General features: G+C 42.2%; 26 protein-coding genes and 1 riboswitch. Of the genes, 18 read left to right on the top strand and 8 right to left on the bottom strand.

Annotation, left to right across the window (positions count from 1 at the left end; translation table 11 throughout):
- Nucleotides 1-17: 17 nt before the first annotated feature.
- Nucleotides 18-1,142, top strand: a complete 1,125-nt coding sequence (gene yfkAB / locus HNR31_RS15935; RefSeq protein WP_181557176.1) for a radical SAM/CxCxxxxC motif protein YfkAB — start codon at nt 18-20, stop codon at nt 1,140-1,142.
- A 27-nt stretch (nt 1,143-1,169) separates the two neighbouring features.
- Here the strand turns inward: yfkAB and HNR31_RS15930 are convergent, their stop codons facing one another.
- The 3 genes from HNR31_RS15930 to HNR31_RS15920 all read right to left on the bottom strand — a co-directional run bounded on the left by HNR31_RS15930 (nt 1,170) and on the right by HNR31_RS15920 (nt 3,669).
- Nucleotides 1,170-1,958, bottom strand: a complete 789-nt coding sequence (locus HNR31_RS15930; RefSeq protein WP_181557175.1) for a YfkD famly protein — start codon at nt 1,956-1,958, stop codon at nt 1,170-1,172.
- A 254-nt stretch (nt 1,959-2,212) separates the two neighbouring features.
- Nucleotides 2,213-3,268, bottom strand: coding sequence for a calcium/proton exchanger (gene cax, locus HNR31_RS15925; RefSeq protein ID WP_373367383.1), 1,056 nt, complete (start codon nt 3,266-3,268; stop codon nt 2,213-2,215).
- The gene (locus HNR31_RS15920; RefSeq protein ID WP_181557173.1) at nt 3,265-3,669 is read right to left on the bottom strand and encodes an OsmC family protein; all 405 of its coding nucleotides are present in this window, start codon (nt 3,667-3,669) and stop codon (nt 3,265-3,267) included. Before HNR31_RS15920 ends, cax begins: the two co-directional genes overlap by 4 nt.
- A gap of 82 nt (nt 3,670-3,751) precedes the next feature.
- On the opposite strand from HNR31_RS15920, the gene HNR31_RS15915 reads away from it, so the two are divergent.
- Both HNR31_RS15915 and HNR31_RS15910 read left to right on the top strand, forming a co-directional pair.
- The gene (locus HNR31_RS15915) at nt 3,752-4,900 is read left to right on the top strand and encodes an MFS transporter (protein ID WP_181557172.1); all 1,149 of its coding nucleotides are present in this window, start codon (nt 3,752-3,754) and stop codon (nt 4,898-4,900) included.
- A gap of 116 nt (nt 4,901-5,016) precedes the next feature.
- The gene (locus HNR31_RS15910) at nt 5,017-5,163 is read left to right on the top strand and encodes a BH0509 family protein (protein ID WP_181557171.1); all 147 of its coding nucleotides are present in this window, start codon (nt 5,017-5,019) and stop codon (nt 5,161-5,163) included.
- Between the two features lie 226 nt (nt 5,164-5,389).
- On the opposite strand, the gene HNR31_RS15905 is transcribed toward HNR31_RS15910, so the two are convergent.
- Genes HNR31_RS15905 through HNR31_RS15895 form a run of 3 tightly spaced genes read right to left on the bottom strand, consistent with a single transcriptional unit; the run spans nt 5,390 to nt 7,015 of the window.
- The gene (locus tag HNR31_RS15905) at nt 5,390-6,223 is read right to left on the bottom strand and encodes a YihY/virulence factor BrkB family protein (protein ID WP_181557170.1); all 834 of its coding nucleotides are present in this window, start codon (nt 6,221-6,223) and stop codon (nt 5,390-5,392) included.
- Nucleotides 6,224-6,237: 14 nt separating this feature from the next.
- Nucleotides 6,238-6,522, bottom strand: coding sequence for a hypothetical protein (locus tag HNR31_RS15900; protein WP_181557169.1), 285 nt, complete (start codon nt 6,520-6,522; stop codon nt 6,238-6,240).
- 22 nt (nt 6,523-6,544) lie between these two features.
- Nucleotides 6,545-7,015 (bottom strand): low molecular weight protein-tyrosine-phosphatase, encoded by a 471-nt coding sequence (locus tag HNR31_RS15895; protein ID WP_181557168.1) that lies wholly within the window; start codon nt 7,013-7,015, stop codon nt 6,545-6,547.
- 129 nt (nt 7,016-7,144) lie between these two features.
- Between HNR31_RS15895 and HNR31_RS15890 the strand changes: the two genes are divergently transcribed.
- The 12 genes from HNR31_RS15890 to HNR31_RS15840 all read left to right on the top strand — a co-directional run bounded on the left by HNR31_RS15890 (nt 7,145) and on the right by HNR31_RS15840 (nt 16,034).
- Nucleotides 7,145-7,369 (top strand): DUF1128 domain-containing protein, encoded by a 225-nt coding sequence (locus HNR31_RS15890; protein ID WP_181557235.1) that lies wholly within the window; start codon nt 7,145-7,147, stop codon nt 7,367-7,369.
- A 262-nt stretch (nt 7,370-7,631) separates the two neighbouring features.
- Nucleotides 7,632-7,754, top strand: a complete 123-nt coding sequence (locus HNR31_RS18985; RefSeq protein ID WP_258561114.1) for a hypothetical protein — start codon at nt 7,632-7,634, stop codon at nt 7,752-7,754.
- Between the two features lie 124 nt (nt 7,755-7,878).
- Complete coding sequence (locus tag HNR31_RS15885) at nt 7,879-8,052, top strand: hypothetical protein (protein WP_181557167.1); 174 nt, start codon at nt 7,879-7,881, stop codon at nt 8,050-8,052.
- 385 nt (nt 8,053-8,437) lie between these two features.
- A riboswitch (SAM riboswitch) is annotated at nt 8,438-8,548 on the top strand.
- Between the two features lie 219 nt (nt 8,549-8,767).
- Nucleotides 8,768-8,884 (top strand): YezD family protein, encoded by a 117-nt coding sequence (locus HNR31_RS15880; protein ID WP_228485735.1) that lies wholly within the window; start codon nt 8,768-8,770, stop codon nt 8,882-8,884.
- 114 nt (nt 8,885-8,998) lie between these two features.
- Nucleotides 8,999-9,703, top strand: coding sequence for a phosphoadenylyl-sulfate reductase (locus tag HNR31_RS15875; protein ID WP_181557166.1), 705 nt, complete (start codon nt 8,999-9,001; stop codon nt 9,701-9,703).
- A gap of 14 nt (nt 9,704-9,717) precedes the next feature.
- Nucleotides 9,718-10,791 (top strand): inorganic phosphate transporter, encoded by a 1,074-nt coding sequence (locus HNR31_RS15870; protein ID WP_181557165.1) that lies wholly within the window; start codon nt 9,718-9,720, stop codon nt 10,789-10,791.
- A gap of 50 nt (nt 10,792-10,841) precedes the next feature.
- On the top strand, nt 10,842-12,002 hold the full coding sequence (gene sat, locus HNR31_RS15865; RefSeq protein WP_181557164.1) for a sulfate adenylyltransferase: 1,161 nt from the start codon (nt 10,842-10,844) through the stop codon (nt 12,000-12,002).
- A gap of 13 nt (nt 12,003-12,015) precedes the next feature.
- The gene (gene cysC, locus HNR31_RS15860; protein WP_181557163.1) at nt 12,016-12,621 is read left to right on the top strand and encodes an adenylyl-sulfate kinase; all 606 of its coding nucleotides are present in this window, start codon (nt 12,016-12,018) and stop codon (nt 12,619-12,621) included.
- The gene (locus HNR31_RS15855; RefSeq protein WP_181557162.1) at nt 12,622-14,247 is read left to right on the top strand and encodes a nitrite/sulfite reductase; all 1,626 of its coding nucleotides are present in this window, start codon (nt 12,622-12,624) and stop codon (nt 14,245-14,247) included.
- An 11-nt stretch (nt 14,248-14,258) separates the two neighbouring features.
- Nucleotides 14,259-14,471: a DUF3906 family protein gene (locus tag HNR31_RS15850; RefSeq protein ID WP_181557161.1), complete on the top strand. Its 213-nt coding sequence runs from the start codon at nt 14,259-14,261 to the stop codon at nt 14,469-14,471.
- A gap of 25 nt (nt 14,472-14,496) precedes the next feature.
- Entirely contained in the window at nt 14,497-15,276 is a 780-nt protein-coding gene (gene cobA, locus HNR31_RS15845; protein WP_181557160.1) for a uroporphyrinogen-III C-methyltransferase, read from the top strand.
- Nucleotides 15,277-15,287: 11 nt separating this feature from the next.
- Nucleotides 15,288-16,034 (top strand): sirohydrochlorin chelatase, encoded by a 747-nt coding sequence (locus tag HNR31_RS15840; protein WP_181557159.1) that lies wholly within the window; start codon nt 15,288-15,290, stop codon nt 16,032-16,034.
- A 92-nt stretch (nt 16,035-16,126) separates the two neighbouring features.
- Here HNR31_RS15840 and HNR31_RS15835 read toward each other — a convergent pair whose 3' ends face one another.
- Nucleotides 16,127-16,888: a DUF4397 domain-containing protein gene (locus tag HNR31_RS15835; RefSeq protein ID WP_181557158.1), complete on the bottom strand. Its 762-nt coding sequence runs from the start codon at nt 16,886-16,888 to the stop codon at nt 16,127-16,129.
- Nucleotides 16,889-16,993: 105 nt separating this feature from the next.
- Between HNR31_RS15835 and HNR31_RS15830 the strand changes: the two genes are divergently transcribed.
- On the top strand, nt 16,994-17,266 hold the full coding sequence (locus HNR31_RS15830; RefSeq protein ID WP_181557157.1) for an acylphosphatase: 273 nt from the start codon (nt 16,994-16,996) through the stop codon (nt 17,264-17,266).
- Between the two features lie 83 nt (nt 17,267-17,349).
- Here HNR31_RS15830 and HNR31_RS15825 read toward each other — a convergent pair whose 3' ends face one another.
- Nucleotides 17,350-18,120, bottom strand: coding sequence for an arginase family protein (locus tag HNR31_RS15825; protein WP_181557156.1), 771 nt, complete (start codon nt 18,118-18,120; stop codon nt 17,350-17,352).
- Between the two features lie 175 nt (nt 18,121-18,295).
- On the opposite strand from HNR31_RS15825, the gene HNR31_RS15820 reads away from it, so the two are divergent.
- Entirely contained in the window at nt 18,296-18,640 is a 345-nt protein-coding gene (locus HNR31_RS15820; RefSeq protein WP_181557155.1) for a YojF family protein, read from the top strand.
- Nucleotides 18,641-18,658: 18 nt separating this feature from the next.
- On the top strand, nt 18,659-19,312 hold the full coding sequence (gene bshB2 / locus HNR31_RS15815) for a bacillithiol biosynthesis deacetylase BshB2 (RefSeq protein WP_181557154.1): 654 nt from the start codon (nt 18,659-18,661) through the stop codon (nt 19,310-19,312).
- Nucleotides 19,313-19,608 lie beyond the last annotated feature (296 nt).

Raw genomic sequence — 19,608 nt, 5'->3', positions numbered from 1 at the left:
GAGAAAAGGAGATTTATATGAACCGTCTTACACTCGAACCGATTACACCGTCTTTTGACCCATGGGAAGCGTATTTAGATATTGAGCAATACGGCCAATTGGAGTTAACAAATATTGAGTTTACGACAACCACGTTATGCAATATGCGCTGTGAACATTGCGCTGTCGGTTATACATTGCAAACGAAAGACCCGGAAGCGTTACCGCTTGAATTATTGATTCAACGGCTGGAGGAAATTCCTCACTTACGCTCGTTAAGCATTACAGGCGGAGAACCGATGCTTTCGTTAAAATCGGTAAAAGAATACGTTGTTCCTCTATTAAAATACGCCCATGAACGTGGAGTGCGTACACAAATCAACTCAAATTTAACACTAGAGCTAGAACGTTATGAAAATATTATTCCTTACTTAGACGTGCTTCATATTTCGCATAACTGGGGAACGATGGAAGATTTTGTTGAGGGCGGATTTGCGATGATGGAGCGCAAGCCAAGCATCGCGCAGCGCGAGAAGTATTTTGAACGGATGATTGAAAACGCCAAAGCACTTGCGAGCATGGGAGTGATTGTATCAGCAGAAACAATGTTAAATAAACGGACTCTCCCACACTTAGAAGCAATTCATCGCCAAATCGTTGAAGAGATGCACTGTAAGCGTCATGAAGTGCATCCGATGTATCCGAGCGATTTTGCTAGCGCCCTAGAAACGTTAAGTCTTGACGAATTGCGGAAAGCGATTCATCATCTTCTCGATATTCGCGACGAAAACGTATGGATGCTGTTTGGAACGCTTCCATTTTATCCTTGCAGTGATAACGAAGAAGACTTGGCTTTATTGAAGCGTTTATATTCAAGTAAAAACGTGACCGTTCGCAATGATCCGGATGGTCGATCCCGCTTAAATGTGAACATTTTTACAGGCGATATTATCGTCACCGATTTCGGTGATGAACCGACGCTCGGAAACATTCAGCACAATACATTGCTAGAAGCGTATGAAAAATGGATGAATTCTCGCCTTGCCAAACAGTTGAACTGTCATTGTCCATCCGTTCAATGTCTCGGCCCGAACGTGCTTGTCAAAAACTGCTATTATCCAGACATCGACTTTACTATACGAAAAGCGCGCATTACAAAGTAAAAACGTCAAGGTTCTCCCTTGACGTTTTTATCTAGGCTGGTCGCTCACGGTAAACGAGAAAGAAAGCCGATCTTGTACAGGAATCCATGCACCGACTCCTTGGGTCGTCACATTTTTAACAACGATTTTCTTTTTGTTCCCTTTTAAGACGATGTATACTTCCCCATATGTGACTTTCCCTTTTTCGTTTACCGCTGGGGCATATGCATACAAATATCCAAGTTTTTTGACAGGAACTTGATACGGTTGGTCTTTTTTTGTTCCGATCCCCACAACGGTACTAAACGCCAGTGGCAAGTTTGTTTTTTTCATCGCCTTTAGCAACATCATCTTTTTTACTGCTTCTTCGTTCGGAACTTGGGCTGTTAATCCGCCGCGTACATGTTTTAGTGTTTCTTGCTTATAATAAAGTTTTTGCGGCGCATTGCCGCCCCGGTTGTCCAACACGTTTGTATTTATTTTTTGGTATTCCCAGTTTGTCGATGTCTCTAATGATTGGTAGTTCAGCGGCCACTGTCCTAAATAAATGGTCGCACGATACCCGATGGCAAATGGTGTACTTGAAACCGATGATTCGTTTAACAAGCGAATGAGCTCCGGATTTTCGATTTTTGCGTTAGATGAGTTAGTGAGTTGTTTGGCAAACTTGCTTGGCTGTAAATAAGGTAAGTCTTGCGTTGGATTTGGATACGTATTTTCCTTTGATATATCTACAATCGAGTTGGGGACTGCCTGTTTTGGAGCAGCGCCGGCGGCTAAAGCAAATGAATATACAATAAATACGCTAATGAGACAGCAAAAACTCCATTTTCTCATCTTGTGCACTCCTTTCCATAGCTGCTTTCAACGTTATTTTTTTCAAAAAAAGGCGGTTTATCCATAAAGAAAAAATTTATTATTTTTGTTCAGAATATTCATAAAATAAATGTAGTATGCTATATTATTTAGTAAGTCATTCTTTTCATGAAGATCTATATGTTTTTCCTCCTATTTGATACATGTTTTGCCCAAATAACAAAGGGACTCTGTTTTTTTCACAGAGTCCCCTTTTTTGAAATGAACTTCCTTCTCTATAATAAGTAAAAACCAATGCCCATAATCGTATAAGCAGCAAGCAGAGTGGCTCCTTCAAACCAGTTCGTATCTCCATCGTTGGAAAGTACGATCGTTAATAGCACTGAAGTGGCCATTGCAATTAATTCCGGCAGTGAAAATACGAGCGGCATTCTTGTTGGAAACAAAAGCGACGCGAGCACAAGCACCGGAGCGACGAACATCGCAATTTGCAGCGTCGAACCGATCGCAATCTCCACAGCTACATTCATTTTATTTTTGTACGCCATAATGACCGCGGAAGCATGCTCCGCTGCGTTGCCGACAATCGCGACAATGATGATCCCAATAAACAGTTCACTCCAGCCAAACGATTCTGCCACAGTTTCAAATGTATGAACAAGTTTCTCCGATATGTAAGCAACCGCTACAGTCGCGAGCGCTAGAATAGCAATCGATTTTCCTTTCGTCCATTCCGGTTCTTCGTGTTCTTCCACTTCATCTGATTTATGTTGGTATACCCCGCGATGGCTGACAAGTTTAAAATATAAAGCCGCCAAATAAAGAGCAATCATAATAATAGAAATGCCAACGCTAAGCGATAACGTTTCCGCCTTTGACATATGGATAGAAAACACTTCTGGAATCACAAAAGCAACCAAAATCGCAAAGGTTAGCAATCCGGCGTTATGACGCGCGTCGTATACGTTAAATTCCTGACGCTTATGCTTAAGTCCTCCCACAAAAAAGGATAATCCCGCCACCAACAATAAGTTCCCGAGCACAGAACCTGTCAGTGACGCGAGCACGACTTCGACTAACCCTGCTTTTAATGCAAAAATCGAAATAATCAATTCAACAGCATTACCAAACGTCGCATTCAACAAACCACCAATGCGCGGACCCGCGACAATCGCTAAGCTTTCGGTTGCTCTCCCCATATAGCTTGCTAATCCAATAATCGTTAAGCAGTAAACAGCAAACATGATCACAGCCGGCCAATGAAGGAGCCCGCCTATGACCGATAGCGGCACACCAATCAGCACGATCAACGAAAACACTTTGTTTATCATCCGCATTCAACCTTTCTATCTGTGACTAACTCAAATGATTCCGTTACTTCAATGCTTCCCTCTACAGATTGAACCATCGGGCAATTTTTTCTCGCCACCTCGAGCGATTTCGCTATCTGTTCTTCACGCAACCCGTTTCCTTGAATGACAAAATGAAGATGAACCTTTTCAATCCGATTCGCCTTTGCTTCGTTTCTTTTGACATCAGCACGAATCGTCATATCCTCCACATGCAACCGCTTTTTCTCTAATACTTTTCGCAATACGCCCCCGCTGCACACAGCAATGGAAGCGGCAAGCAGCTGATAAGGACGAAAGCCGTATGCTTCGTCGCCAGCAACATGTAATTCTCCGTACGGCAACGTCGTTTGAAACCCTACTTCTTTCATCGTAAATTCCATTTGTGTCACCTCTTTTTGTTGTCATCAAATCAGAGACGATGTACTATGGTAGATAGTATTTTTGAAAAACGGGGTATGCATGATGCGGTTTTGGATTTTAGTCAGTATTGTTGCAATTTCCGGCTTGTCTCAAGGAACGCTCCTTCCTCTAATTTCCATTTTATTAGAGAAAAACGGGGTTTCCTCATCGGTAAATGGGATACATGCAACATCGTTATATATCGGGGTATTACTTATCTCGCCTTTGATGGAAAAGCCGTTGCGAAAATATGGATACCGCCTCATTATTATACTGGGTGGTTTTATTGTACTACTATCACTCGCTTTATTTCCACTATGGCATTCATTTTTCTTTTGGTTTTTATTACGGCTGCTGATCGGCATCGGCGACCATATGCTTCATTTTGCGACGCAAACGTGGATTACGGATTTCTCTCCTCCTCATCGACGCGGTCGCAACCTATCATTGTATGGATTGTTTTTTGGAATCGGATTTACTGTTGGGCCGCTGTTGGCATCACTCGTAGAAATAAACGAGGCATTGCCATTTTTATTGTCATCGTTGCTCAGCTTGGTTGGATGGCTCACCGTGTTTTTATTGAAAAATGAACATCCGGAGACAGAAGAAGAACACTCCCGCTTTTTTGATACGTTTCGCCGCTTTTTCAATGTGTGGCAATATGCATGGGTCGCTTTATTACTTCCATTGGCATACGGATTTTTAGAAGCATCGATTCATGGAATTTTTCCCGTTTACGCCCTAAGGGAACACATTTCCATCCAGCACGTTTCTATCATTTTACCCGCCTTTTCCATCGGGAGTATCGTCTTTCAACTGCCGCTTGGCTTATTAAGCGATCGGTTTCAACGGAAATTCGTTGTTGCGTTTGCTTTATTGATCGGCAGTGCGAGCTTTCTAATCGCATGGTTGTTCGTTCATTCACTTATTGGTTTATTTGCTTGCTTTTTTGTTGCCGGAATGTTTGTCGGCTCCTTATTTTCGCTTGGGATTGCGTATATGGCTGACTTGCTTCCAAAGCACCTATTGCCAACTGGGAACCTTCTATGTGGCATTCTTTATAGCGTTGGAAGCATGAGTGGTCCTTTTATTACAGGAGTAGTTATGCAATATCAGCAAAATGGAAGCTTTTTTATTACGATCAGTTTTCTTCTTTTCTTTGTTTTTATTATGTTGTTATATAACAAGAAACACGAGGTCGCTGCTAAATGACCTCAATTTTTTTGCTTATTTTTCAAAAATGGTGTTGACCGCTCTTCTGTTCTGTTATATAATACAAGCAAGATAAAAAGAAACTGTTTTAAAACAGAATAAAGGAGCGATGGCAAATGAGTAGAGCGGAACGGAAAAATATGATTGATTTTATTGAAAAAATGAAAGGAATCGCACGGGAACAGCTCGTCTACATGACCGATGCCGAAATTGAACACATTTATAATCAGACATATTACCATTATGAAGAAATTGCTGAATAAAAGGGCTGTCGACATATGACAGCCCTTTCTTTTTTAATGATATCCGTTTTGTCCGTTGGCACTGCTGCTTGTTTTATGCTTTGGCTTATTTTTTCCTTTTTGCTTTGTGCCACCGTCTTTTTTCGTACGCTTCGTCATTCAGAAGCCCTCCTCATCTTGAATAAAACGGCCTACAGTTATTACTATCTCCTGTTCCTCATTGCTTATGAAAGGAAGTTTGTACATGTTAACGCTCTCGCTTTCTTCCCTTACGCTCGCAATCGAAAATTGCGTTCATTTCACCGCCCAAAATAATAATCATTCCGGATAAGTAAAACCAAACCATTAAAATAATCATGCCGCCAAGACTTCCATACATGGCGGTATAATTCGCAAAATTACCGACGTAATAGGAAAAAGCAAGCGAGGTAATGATCCAACCGATCGTCGCAAACAGAGCGCCGCGAACGACATCGGCATAGCACAGTCGCTTATTTGGGGCAAAATAATATAAAGCCGTAAACACAATAAATAAAATAACAAAACTGACCGCCCAGCGAAACGCATTCCAAATTGTTAAAAATGTATGGGAAAAGCCAAACTCAGAAAACAAAAACAGCCCTATCGTTTTCCCGAAAACGGGAAGCAATAATGCGACAATGATGACAAAAATCATGCCAAACGTAAGTAATATCGAAACGCCTCTCGCAATGAAAAACGGCCGATTTTCTTCAACATCGTAAGCGCGATTAAAGGCGCGAACAATCGCATTCATTCCATTAGAAGCTGACCAAATCGCACCAATAATACTAAGGGACAAAAGCTTTCCATTTTGGTAATCCATAATTTTGTGAATGTTCGCCTCAATTAAATGGATCGCTTCCTCTGGCGCATATTGCCGTACTAACGACAAGACATCCTCATGCGGCAAAGGAAGGTAGGCCAACAATGTAAATAAGAAAATTAAAAAAGGGAATAGAGAAAGAAGAAAAAAATACGCTAACTCCGCTGATAAGCGAGGAATTTCATCCTCGTGAAATCGTCTCGCCATTTCACGGATGAATGTCAAATTAATCATCATGGACTGTTCCCCCTTCACTTTTTCATTTGGGGATTCCAACTGTACGTCTCCTTTAATATCTCAATGATTTCAGGGGTTTTTTCCGCTATTTCTTTTATTTTTTCTGCTGTAAATATTACATCTTCTCTCAATGATTCGAGCGATTGACGATATTGTTGTATGCGTTGGCGCAATTGGCGTATGCCATCCGTCCGATGTTGCCATAGTGATGCTCTCACATCTCGATCAAAGAGCGAAATCGCAGCACCGATCGCAGCACCGATCATCACATTTCGCCATAACTTAGAGCTTTTTTTCACTTTCTCCTCTCCCCTTTTCTGGCTAGAGTCCTTTCTCTTTTTTTATCGTTTCAAGCAAATGTTGACACCCTTTTTGAATTAATTCGTATACTTCTGTAAAATTTCCAGTATAGTATGGATCTGGTACATCAACCATATCACTATCTGGTACAAAGTCAAGAAGGCGACCGATGAATCCTGTTTTATTATAACCAGCTAAACGCCGTAAACTTCCGACATTTTCTGCATCCATCGCGATAATATAATCAAATGTTTGCAAATCTTCTTCATTGACTTGCCGTGCTTGGATTCCCGTAAAATCAATGTTATTTTCTTTTAAAATCCGTTGCGTCCCTTCATGCGGTGGATTCCCGATATGCCAGTTTCCCGTTCCGGCAGAATCAACAGTAATTTTTCCCTCTAGCCCCTCTTTTCTTACTAAATCCCGAAAAATTGCCTCCGCCATCGGCGAACGGCAAATGTTTCCTAAGCAGACAAATAGCACTTTCACCATATTTCTACATCTCCCTTCGATACCCATTATAAACAAAATTAAAATAGCGATGCATACCTTTCACTACTTTTATTGTCTAAAATGTGTGTTACAATAAACGTAATTATGAAGAAGAAGGGAATGACAAAAATGGATTTATCGAAGAAATCCTTTGAAAATGTTGAATATATGGTGGAAAAAATAAAAGAGAAACTGAAAGTATTAAACTTCGATGCCATTAAACCGTCGCATTTTTCCGAAGAATGGTATGACGAGTTAAAAGACATTTACGAGATGGTCATGAAAAAAGCAACGTTTAGCCCAAGCGAAATGCAAGCCATTGCGGAAGAGTTGGGAAATTTACGAAAAAAATAGAAAGGATGGAGCATTCCGTCCTTTTTTATTTTAACAAACTTGGCGATTGTCACATACGCTAAAACACACGTACAGTGCCAAGAAGAATGGACAAACATGGTGTACGAAATGACAAAAGATTATATCAACTACAGAAATACGCGTTCAAGCGAAAAATTAGAAATGTCAAGTTTTTATCGTCAACCAACAAGAAATCTCGGCTCATTGGGATGGAACTCCGTTACAGGAAACGTATTAATTTTTTATGAGGCGCACAAGCTTTATGTCTGGCACCATGCATATCTTCGGACTCGATCCAACGAAACACATTGTCGCGCATCGCACATTAGATCCAGAACGAGGAACCGATCCGCTTGATGCCTTTTGTCTTTATGGTGTGACATAGGATGGATGTATTCAAGATGTAAACAGACACATTCCAACAAAGAGATGAAAAAACAGTAAAGCAACCACAGGTCAAAGGAGCATCATCACATTTACTTGTAAAAATCAGAAATCACAGACCTTTTGTGAAAAAAATTCAAGAAGATTTCATTCGCCTTGTCTTCCCTCTTCCTAGGTATGGAGCGAATGGCATTTTTGGTGAAGAAACAGAAGATGCGGTTATGGCTTTTCCAAAGCGTACGGTCTCCGCACTGATGGAATTGCCAGATCTTGAAACATCAAACATTAAGAAATCGTAAAACAGCGGCTGCATCATCAGGAATTCCCATTATCAATTAAAGCGACGAAGGCGAAATGTTACAGCGGGCATTAAAACATCTCGGCTTTGACCCAAAATGTATGGATGTCATCTACGAAAAGCAAACAGAGACGCTTTCCACCTATGTATACTGCTTTGCGGGATTTATAGGGCAAATACAAGAAAAATTTATGCGTATGGAACTACAGCACAAGTGAGCGTTGTCATCAAACGTATAAAACAGCGGCTTTATAGCCACAATGTTCGCTTCAAGAGGGCGGTTTCTTTTTCATTCACCTCCCTTTTTATTCTATCTAAAAATAATTCCTATCGAAAAACTCGGGTTGACTTTTGAAAGAATTATGTTAAAATTTTAGTCAATTCCATACTTATCAAGAGCGGCGGAGGGAACTGGCCCAATGAACCCCGGCAACCTACTTCTTCAGAAGCAAGGTGCTAAATCCAGCCAAATGGGAACCATTTTGGGGAGATAAGGTAGAATACGTTACCTCTTCAGTCTTTCCGAAATGGAAAGTTTTTTTATTATCAAAGTCAAAGGCAGTGTGATTCTCTCTCGATCCTATTGTTCTTCACGTGCGCTTCAGGGCGTGAAAGCGATTGGACTCAGAAGAGCTAACTGCCGAGCTAGACAATAAGAAAAGCCAAGATGGCAAGGAGGGACTGTTGTGGGCAACGATCAGCAACAACTCGAGACCATTTTTACAAAAATTAAGGAAATGTTAGATTCCATGAAGTTTGGTTCTATTACTCTTGTTATTCAAGACGGTAAAATTATTCAGCTGGAAAAAAACGAGAAAGTAAGATTAAGATAAATTAAAAAGTACGCTGACTAGACAAACTAGAGGCGGCTTCCCTTTTTTTGCATGCAAACCATAGAGGGGAAGATCGCCTTTTTTTATAGCAATCACATGTAGGGGGAACAACATATGTTAACGTATCATACGTGGGACGAAGAAAAACCGTCATTTTCAAGTGACAATGAAACAAAAGGAGCATTAGATGTTTTGGCTTGGGCATATGACCATTATCAAGATGATATCGTATATGCCTGTAGCTTCGGTATTGAGGGCATCGTCTTAATCGATTTGATCGCCAAAGTAAAACCGGATGCCGAAATCGTCTTTCTTGATACAGGGCTTCATTTTCGTGAAACTTATGAAACGATTGAAAAAGTAAAAAAGAAATATCCATCTCTTCGCATCATTATGAAACAACCAAACTTATCACTTGACGAGCAGGCAAAACAATTTGGCGATGAATTGTGGAAACATAATCCGAATAAGTGCTGTGAATTGCGCAAAATCGTGCCGTTGCGTGAAGTATTAACCGGTGTGTCCGCTTGGATCTCCGGCTTGCGGCGCGAACAATCGTCCACACGTCGACATGTCGAGTATTTAAACAAAGACGAAAAATTCCGATCGATTAAAATATGTCCATTAATTCATTGGACATGGAAAGATGTATGGAATTATGTTCATAAGCATGAGCTTCCGTACAACGAGCTCCATGATAAAGGCTATCCAAGCATCGGCTGCGAACCATGCACTTCCCCTGTTTATGATTTAGAAAACTTACGCTCGGGAAGATGGGCCGGACATGAAAAAATCGAATGCGGTCTTCATGAATCATAGGAGGAGCCGAAAACATGTTAATCACCATTGCTTTTATCGTCTCCTTCTTCTTCGCGATGAACATTGGGGCAAGCGGAGCGGCGGCCGCAATGGGAGTTGCTTATGGGTCCGGAGCAATTAAACAAAAGTATATCGCCCTTCTTCTTTGCGGCCTTGGTGTATTTCTTGGAAGTCTCGGCGGAGGTGAAGTCGTCAAAACCATTGGCTCCGGCATTATTCCTTCATCCATTTTAACGATTAAAATTGTCATTATTATTTTAACGGCTGCAGCAATCTCCTTATTTGCAGCGAACATTATGGGCATTCCTTTATCAACGAGCGAAATTACTGTTGGCTCTATTGTCGGCGTTGGAGTCGCCTATCAAGCTTTATACGTGCAAAAACTTCTTTTCATTGCTTCCATTTGGGTGATCATTCCCATTATCGCGTTCGCGTTCACCTTCGTCGTCGGCAAATGGTTTTTAAAGCTCAAGAAAAAGTATCCTCAAGTCGAACAAGGAACGTGGCAAAAAAGTTTTATGACACTACTCATTATTACCGGCTTTTTCGAGGCATTTTCAGCCGGAATGAACAACGTTGCTAATGCGGTGGGGCCACTAGTCGGTGCCGGATTAATTTCCGTGACAGACGGAACGATTTTCGGCGGATTGTTCGTTGCGTTAGGCGCCACTTTACTAGGAAGGCGCGTGCTTGAAACGAACGGAAAAAAGATTACCAACTTTTCTCCGTTTGAAGGAATCGCTATTTCCGGTACCGGTGCCATTCTCGTCATCATCTCATCCATTTTTGGATTACCGGTACCATTAACACAGATTACAACATCAGCCATCATTGGCATCGGTACGGCGAAAACCGGATTTTACATTTGGCAAAAACGAGTCGTCATTCAATTATTAAAAGTTTGGCTTATTTCGCCGATCTTTTCGCTTGTTATTTCTTACAGTCTCGTCAAATTACTGCTAGACAGCGACCTTTACACGATCGTAGCGATTTTTAGCGTCTGTCTTGCCACTCTTGGCATCATCAGCTTAAAGAAAACGATGGCCGAAGAAAATCGGTCTTTATATGAAGATGGCAGCGGCATTTAATAGTAAAGCATAGTTATCCAATACGAATAATATACTAGGAGGAATGAAAAATGAGCGTAAGCATTCCACATGGAGGAACATTAATCAACCGTTGGAATCCCGATTATCCTATTGACTCCCTTCACAAAGAAATTCCGCTCAGCAACGCAGAACTAAGCGATCTTGAACTGATCGGAATCGGTGGCTATAGCCCGCTTACCGGATTTTTAAGAAAAGAAGATTACAATGCAGTCGTTGAAACGATGCGCCTTGCTGACGGTACCGTTTGGAGCATTCCGATTACGCTTGCCATCAACGAAGAAAAGGCAAAAGAGCTCTCCGTCGGCGAAACGGTAAAGCTTGTTTATGATGGCGACGTATACGGAGTCATCGAGGTTCAAGAAATTTATCAACCGGATAAACAAAAAGAAGCGCTCCTTGTCTACAAAACCGATGACTTAAATCATCCAGGCGTAAAGAAATTATTTGAAAAACCGAACGTGTATGTCGGCGGGCCTATAACCCTTGTCAAACGCACTAATAAAGGCAAATTTGCTCAATTCTATTTCGACCCAGTGGAAACACGAAAGCATTTTGCCGAACTTGGCTGGAAAACCGTCGTCGGCTTCCAAACCAGAAACCCAGTCCATCGAGCTCACGAGTATATTCAAAAATGCGCCCTTGAAACTGTTGATGGTTTATTTTTAAATCCACTGGTCGGTGAAACGAAATCCGATGACATTCCGGCCGATATTCGTATGGAAAGCTATCAAGTGTTACTCGAAAACTATTATCCGAAAGACCGAGTTTTTCTTGGCGTCTTCCAAGCAGCGATGCGCTACGCCGGACCACGCGAAGCGATTTTCCACGCGATGGTACGCAAAAACTTTGGCTGCACCCATTTCATCGTCGGACGCGACCATGCCGGTGTCGGCAACTATTATGGGACATATGATGCCCAAAAAATTTTCTTGAATTTCACACAAGAAGAGCTCGGCATTACTCCGCTATTTTTTGAACATAGCTTTTATTGCACGAAATGCGAAGCGATGGCATCAACGAAAACATGCCCGCATGACCGTGAATACCATGTCATTTTATCCGGAACCAAAGTGCGCGAAATGTTGCGGAACGGCCAAGTACCTCCAAGCACATTCAGCCGCCCTGAAGTTGTTCAAGTACTCATAAAGGGATTACAGCAACGCGAAGCCGTTTCCCATTCTACTCATTAAAGGGGGAGCTACATTGAGCACGAACATTGTCTGGCATCACACCACAATTACAAAAGAAGACCGGCGAAAGCGAAACGGTCATCATAGCTGCGTTTTATGGTTTACAGGCCTTTCCGGCTCCGGTAAATCCACCGTGGCCAACGCTGTCTCGAAAAAACTATTTGAGCTTGGCATTCAAAATTACGTATTAGACGGAGATAATATTCGGCACGGCTTAAATAAAGACTTAGGTTTTTCTGCCAAAGACCGTACTGAAAACATTCGCCGTATCGGCGAAGTCGCCAAACTATTCGTCGATAGCGGTCAATTCGTCTTAACGGCTTTCATCTCTCCTTTTGCACAAGACCGGGAACTCGTTCGCAGTTTAGTTGAGAATAATGAGTTTATTGAAATTTATGTGAAATGCCCACTGGAAGAGTGTGAAAAACGTGATCCAAAAGGGCTGTATAAAAAAGCTCGAAACGGTGAAATCCGCGATTTTACCGGCATTGATTCACCATACGAAGAGCCGGTTTCACCCGAATTAACGATTGAAACACACCTTCACTCCATTGAGGAATGTGTAAATAAAGTGATTGCGTACTTGCGCGATCGACATTTTATTAAGGGGGAGTCATAAATGGCATATGAAAAAGTATGGGCCAACAATCCAAATTTAAACAAAACGGAGTTGAGAAAATTACAAAAAGATGGTCTAAAAATTTTCGAAGACATTCCATACTATGCTGAACATGGGTTCGCATCCATTCCGCAAGAGGAATGGGATTATTTTAAATGGGCGGGTCTCTACTTGCAGCGCCCAAAAGAAGCTGGCTACTTTATGATGCGTGTTTGCGTCCCTTCCGGCATTTTAAATAACGAACAACTAGAAACATTAGCAGGAATCGCCCGTGATTACGGTCGTGGCCTGTTTGACATTACAGCCCGTCAGGCTGTTCAATTTCACTGGCTGCAAATCGAGCAAATTCCTGACATTTTCGATCGATTAAAACGGGTTGGGTTGTCCACTGCCGGCGCCTGTGGTGACATTACCCGCAATATCGTTGGCAACCCGATCGCTGGTATCGACCCAGATGAGCTGTTCGATACAAGAGAAATCGTTCGGGAGGTATACGAGTTTTTCCAACATAATGAGGATTTCTCAAACTTACCGCGCAAATATAAAATATCCATCAGCGCAAACGTCTATAATACGGCCAATGCCGAGATTCATTGCCTTTCGTTTACGCCGGCGAAAAAAGTGATTGACGGAAAAGAAACACTCGGCTTCCATGTCAAAGTAGGCGGCGGTTTATCATCCGCTCCACATCTTGCACAAACACTTGATGTCTTCGTGACACCGGATCGAGTGAAAGATGTGGCGATCGCTGTAACAACCATTTTCCGTGACTACGGTTATCGCGAAAAACGCCATCGCGCCCGCCTCAAATTCCTTGTCGCTGACTGGGGCGTCGAAAAATTTAAAGAAAAGCTTCTCGAACTCACTGGTCCGCTTCCATCTAAGGGAGAAGATGTGCAAAAAGGCTGGAACGCAGGATACTTCTACGGCGTTCATCCACAAAAACAGCAAGGGCTCAACTATATCGGCTTTAACGTACCGGTCGGCCGCTTAAGCGCGGATGAAGTGTTTGAGATTGCGAGAATCACCCGTCAATACGGTAACGGCGAAGTTCGTTTCTGTAACTCGCAAAACTTAATTATTCCGAATATTCCAGATAAAAATGTCGATGCGGTGCTACAAGAAAAAGTATTTAAGCGGATTACCATTCGTCCCAAAAAGTTCGTCGGTTATTCCGTCTCTTGTACTGGCATAGAGTTTTGTAACTTAGCAATCGTTGAAACAAAAGAGCGTATGCGGCGCATTGCGGAATATTTAGATGACCATCTGGAGCTTGATGTTCCGGTACGGATCCATATGGTCGGTTGTCCAAACTCATGCGGTCAGCGACAAATCGGCGACATCGGCTTGCAAGGAATTAAAATGAAGACAAAGGACAAAGGTATGGTTGAAGCTTTCGAAATTTACGTCGGCGGTACATTACGAAACGGAGGCAAATTCAACGAAAAATTAAAAGGGAAAGTTGACGCCGAACAACTTCCAGAAGTACTTTTACAACTACTAACCTATTTCAAAGAAACAAAACTACCGGGCGAAGCGTTTTTAGACTATCTTGATCGTGTCGGCTTAGAGACTCTACAAATTGAGTTAGACCGCATTTTACAACAACTAAGCACTGTTGCTTAAAGGTAGAAATGATGAATCTTTATCGGTTTGAAGTAACAACCCAAACAGACATCATTTACGTGGTCATTGCGGCACACGATGATGAACAAGCGTTTCGTCTCGTTGAAGTAGAACTAGAAAAACATTTTTTAAAAATACCTGACTTTATTGATATTTCTCTTCATGAAAAAAAACCGATTCGTCGCGGCAGTGGGTTCATTGTCTATCGTGAACCCCGCCGTTAATCGAAAAGGAAAGGGCTGAACGAAGATGGGCAAAGTGTATTTGGTAGGAGCTGGTCCTGGCGATCCGGAACTCATTACCGTGAAAGGACTCAAATATATCCAACAAGCCGATGTCATTTTATACGATCGTCTCATTAATGAGGAATTGTTAGCATACGCCAAAAAGGAAGCGGAACTCATTTTTTGCGGAAAGCTGCCAGGCTATCATACGATGCAACAGGAGACAATCAATCATTTTCTTATCCATCATGCAAAAAAAGGAAAAACAGTCGTTCGCTTAAAAGGGGGCGATCCATTCGTATTCGGCAGAGGCGGTGAGGAAGCAGAAGCACTTGTGAAACACGGCATTGAGTTTGAAATCGTTCCTGGTATTACCTCCGGGATTGCAGCAGCTGCTTACGCCGGCATTCCTGTTACCCATCGCGATTTCAGCTCAAGCGTTGCCTTCATTACGGGGCATAAGCGAGACGGAAGCCATGAAGAAATAAAATGGGAAAGCCTTGCAAAAGGCATCGATACGTTAGCAATTTATATGGGAATCAGTAACCTTCCATACATTCGTGACCAGTTGATGAAATATGGAAAATCACCTACAACTCCGGTGGCCGTTATCCAATGGGGAACATTACTTGAACAGCGGACAGTGACTGCCACGCTTGGTACGGTTGTCGAAGTCGTCAACGAACACCAAATCAAAAATCCAAGCATGATTATTATTGGAGAAGTTGTCACATTGCGAGAAAAAATCCAATGGTTTGAACAACTATTACTGCAACAACAACCACTAGCTAACGAAGCATTTTAACGAGGTGCATCATGCAAGCCGTATTATACGTTTGCCATGGCAGTCGCATTGCGAAAGCCTGTGAAGAAGCAATTGCATTTGTAAAACGATGTCAAGCGAACATCGATATTTCGATTCAAGAGACATGCTTCATTGAACTGACGGAACCGGATATTGCAACTGGAATTGATCTATGCGTCCATAAGGGAGCGACACGCATCGCCGTCATTCCTGTCTTGCTTTTGGCAGCAGGACACGCCAAACACGATATTCCAGAAGAAATCAAAAAAGCTCAACAGCGCTATCCTCATCTTGATATCATTCTAGGCGAGCCATTCGGCGTCCATGAAAAAATGATACAAATTGTAACCGAACGAATCGCTGAGCAATCCGTATCGCCCGATGATGATGCAATGATTCTTCTTGTCGGGCGAGGCAGCAGCGACCCTGATACAAGGCGAGATATCGCCACTATCGCACAATTGCTTCAAGAAAAAACAAATGTTCCGCGTGTCGATGTATGCTTTTTAGCCGCCATTCGACCATCTCTTCAAGATGGTTTGCGCGAAGCAAGTCGCTCTTCGTACAAAAACATTTTCGTCGTTCCTTATTTATTATTTACGGGTGTATTAATGAAAACAATCGAAACAAAGCTCCGTTCCCTTTCGTCGTCCAACAAACAATGGATTTTATGCAACTATTTAGGGTACCATCCCCTCCTTGAAGAAATTGTGAAAGAAAAAGTGAACAGGCTGCTCCTAGTCAACAAGGGTGTCTGACGTTTCAGATATCCTTGTTCTTTTTCACTATCAACATGTAATTCCTTCATACTAATAACGAGGACACTTTCATTCACTGTCCTCACCTTCACCTATTCTTCCATTAAGACTACTTTTAATTCTGGTGATCCTTTCACTAATCCTGTTGCCGCAATTGTGTATGATTTATTTGCGCCAAATCGCACATTTGGTACCAGTAAGACGACTTCACTCGTTTCTGCTAGACGCACTTCTAAGTCTAACCGTTCATTCACTGGTACTTTTTTATAATCGGTTACTTGTCTGTAACGTACATTGTCAAACAGCACATCTCTCCCTTTCACCGTGATATCAACTGCCGGGGCGTTAGGAGATAAATGAGCAAATCTCACTTTCGTTTCTCCATACGATACGTATGGGTTGTCAAAAAATGAAAATAACCGCAACCGATCGACTGTATCAATGACAGTAAGTGTATAACGCAAGCTTGGTAAAATATAGACAGTTTGCCTGAGTACAGGGCGATCTGTTTGTCCGGATGGATAAATTTCAATTCGATATTCTCCGGTCGGAACTTTGACGTATTGGCTTATTTGTTTATATTTGAATCCTTGAAGAATTTTTTGTCCATTCACATACACATCGACTGCTGTTGCGGTTGGTGACGCATGGAATACGCGGACCATCGCCGTTTTTACATCTTCATCTTGTTCACGCTCATGGTACGCTTCCATGAACTTTTTCATATATTCGTAATGCTTTTGGTAATACATCATATGCTTTTGAGGATCACGGTATTTATAATAGCAAGCCAGCAAATCATACATCACCGCTTTTTGCGCGTACATACCGGTGGCTTTTTCTTGATGATGCATCATCTTCCCTCCGTCAAACTCAATATCGTTTCACGTATTCAACGTATGCAAAATAGCTTGGGCTGTTGTATGATTTTTGTAAAGAAATGCAAGGAGGAAACGAAAATGAGACGGTTGCATGCCATCGTTGACGGTCGTGTTCAAGGGGTCGGCTTTCGCTACTTTACTCAATACGAAGCCACAAAACGACAGTTAACTGGCTGGGTCAAAAATAATGAGAGCGGAACAGTGGAATTAGAGGTACAAGGTAACGAAGAAGCCATTCAATCCTTTATTGAAAAACTGCACGAAGGATCGCCGTTTGCGAAAGTAACAAATATCGAAATAAAAGACATCACCCCCATCCCTAATGAAAAAACATTTCGGATCATTTATTGATATACTATCCTTCGCACGTTTACAAAAAAAAGCCCGGTTTTTCTTTTTAAGCAAAAGACCGGGCTTAATGCGTGAGAATGATATTAGGCAAAGCGCGGATGTGATGCAACATGTTGCAGACACGTTTCTGCAATGTGCAAGTTCGCATGCTCGTTTTTTCGATTTGCTTCACGGCAAACCGGATGGAGCACATCAATTGAAGCTTGCGGATACTCACCGCACACATCAACACCGACTACCCGTTTGTAAGACAGCAGCTGATGTAGACATGCCAGTAAAGACGATAATGTCATCGTTCCTTGTTCCCAATTTGTCACCGCTTCATCGCGACAAAGCACATCTTTATCAATACTAATATAAACAGACTCAGATGGAATATTGGACAAAAGAAGTTTTGGAGAAAGCAATGGATATTCATTCGGAAAGATCGTGATGTTAGAAGAAAAACGAGGATGTTGCTGCAATATTGGTCCTATTATAATTACTTTCTGCAGTAAAGGAATATTGTTTAATGCATAAGAAACCCATGAACCACACGAAATCATCGTTTCCTGCTCGGTTCCGATATCAGTATGGTAGTCAAACAAGACAAGTGTAAATGGTTGCTTGATCTCTTTTAATAGCAAATAAGAAATATAATGATAGTTTCCGCTACCGATGAAGACAAGTCCTCTTCGAGTGCGTTGACGGATACGCGTTTCAAGTTCACGCAATGACTCAGCTTCACAATACAAATTCGTATGAGCTACATCCGTCAAATCGATCCATTCATGCGGCATGCGAAGAAGTTGTTGCTGCGAAACGTAAGTGCCATCTATGTTTAAAAACGTTACACCTTCCCCATGAAAACTCATCGAAACCACCTCTTTCATCCTCATTTTGGTGCAAGTTTCTAAACCTATGAAGCTACGTTTTCGCATATCTTTCTTTTTTATTATAAACAAAAACATTCGTACAGGCGAAATGTTTCCTTTTGTGTGCCTCTTTCATGTAAAATAGTAAAAAATGAGGCTCGAGGAGGGAGCTTTTTTGCAGCCAATTAACATTCAAGAAGTACAGACTGTTCTCAATCGTTTTGCGAATCAAGATGTGTATTTACATTTAGAAACAACAAACGGAGCGTATGCGTCGCACCATAATGAAGGATTTTTCTCAGCGGGGGCTTACATTCGCAACGGCCGTATTCGTTTTAGCCACGGAAAAATTGTTGGAAAAGGACCTTACCGCGTCGGATTGAAGCTTGATTTTGGCTGGGTGTATGCAGAAGGTTTGACGGATTGGGAAGTCACGGACAAAGGACAATTGCTGTTGGCAGGCCACGATTACGAAGGAAGACTCGCTGTCGCGTTACAGTTAAGCCATGAACCATTTTAAAATGAAAGGATGTTGAAAATGGAAAGACATATATTGGTCGTGTTTCCACATCCCGATGATGAAGCGTTTGGTGTATCTGGGACATTAGCATTGCACGCGGAAGAGGGAACACCGATTACATACGCTTGCCTGACGCTTGGAGAAATGGGGAGAAACATGGGAACGCCGCCTTTTGCCAATCGCGAAACGCTGCCGCTCATTCGAAAAAAAGAGTTAGAAGACGCATGCCAAGCGATTGGTATTCGCGATTTGCGCTTGCTCGGCTTCCGAGACAAAACGATTGAATTTGAAGACGAAGATATGCTTGCTGACCACATTGGCGCAATCATCTCTGAAACGAATCCGTCGCTGATCATTACGTTTTATCCCGGTTACAGCGTCCATCCCGACCATGACGCGTGCGGTGCCGCGGTCATCCGCGCCCTCGAACGCCTGCCGCTAGAAAAGCGTCCGCCCGTCCATTGCATCGCTTTCGCGAAAAACTGCGAACAAGAACTCGGACAACCCGACATCGTCCGTGATGTCAGCGCGGTCATTGACAAAAAAATCGCAGCCATCCAAGCGCATCGATCGCAAACGGAGGGACTGATGAAAGCAGCAGCGAAACGAGGCCAAGACGCGCTTGAATGGCTCAAAACAGAGCGTTTTTGGACGTATAAGTGGAATCATTAAGAAAGGTAAGGAGAGCGGGTATCTCCTCTTCCAACGAGAAATGCTTGTTTCTACTAGCTGTGCCTGCGATGACCGGAAGCGTGTCAGCGAAGCTGTTAATTCAAGCAGCCGACACGCTGTGAGCCGAACGGGACTGACACTTTCTTATTGTTCTGTTAAACTTTAATGTTGATTCTAAAGCAAATGGAAGACCACCTTTGTATTGAAGTGACCCCTGTCAAGTAGACAGGAATAAAAAAGAACATTTAAGCAGCCTGAGTCCTATATTCATAAGGACTCAGGTTGTTTAATTTTTT

Source organism: Thermaerobacillus caldiproteolyticus (assembly GCF_013761245.1).
GTDB lineage: Bacteria > Bacillota > Bacilli > Bacillales > Anoxybacillaceae > Thermaerobacillus > Thermaerobacillus caldiproteolyticus.
Note: the sequence above shows the minus strand (reverse complement) of the source record. Positions and strands in the feature narration are given on the sequence as shown.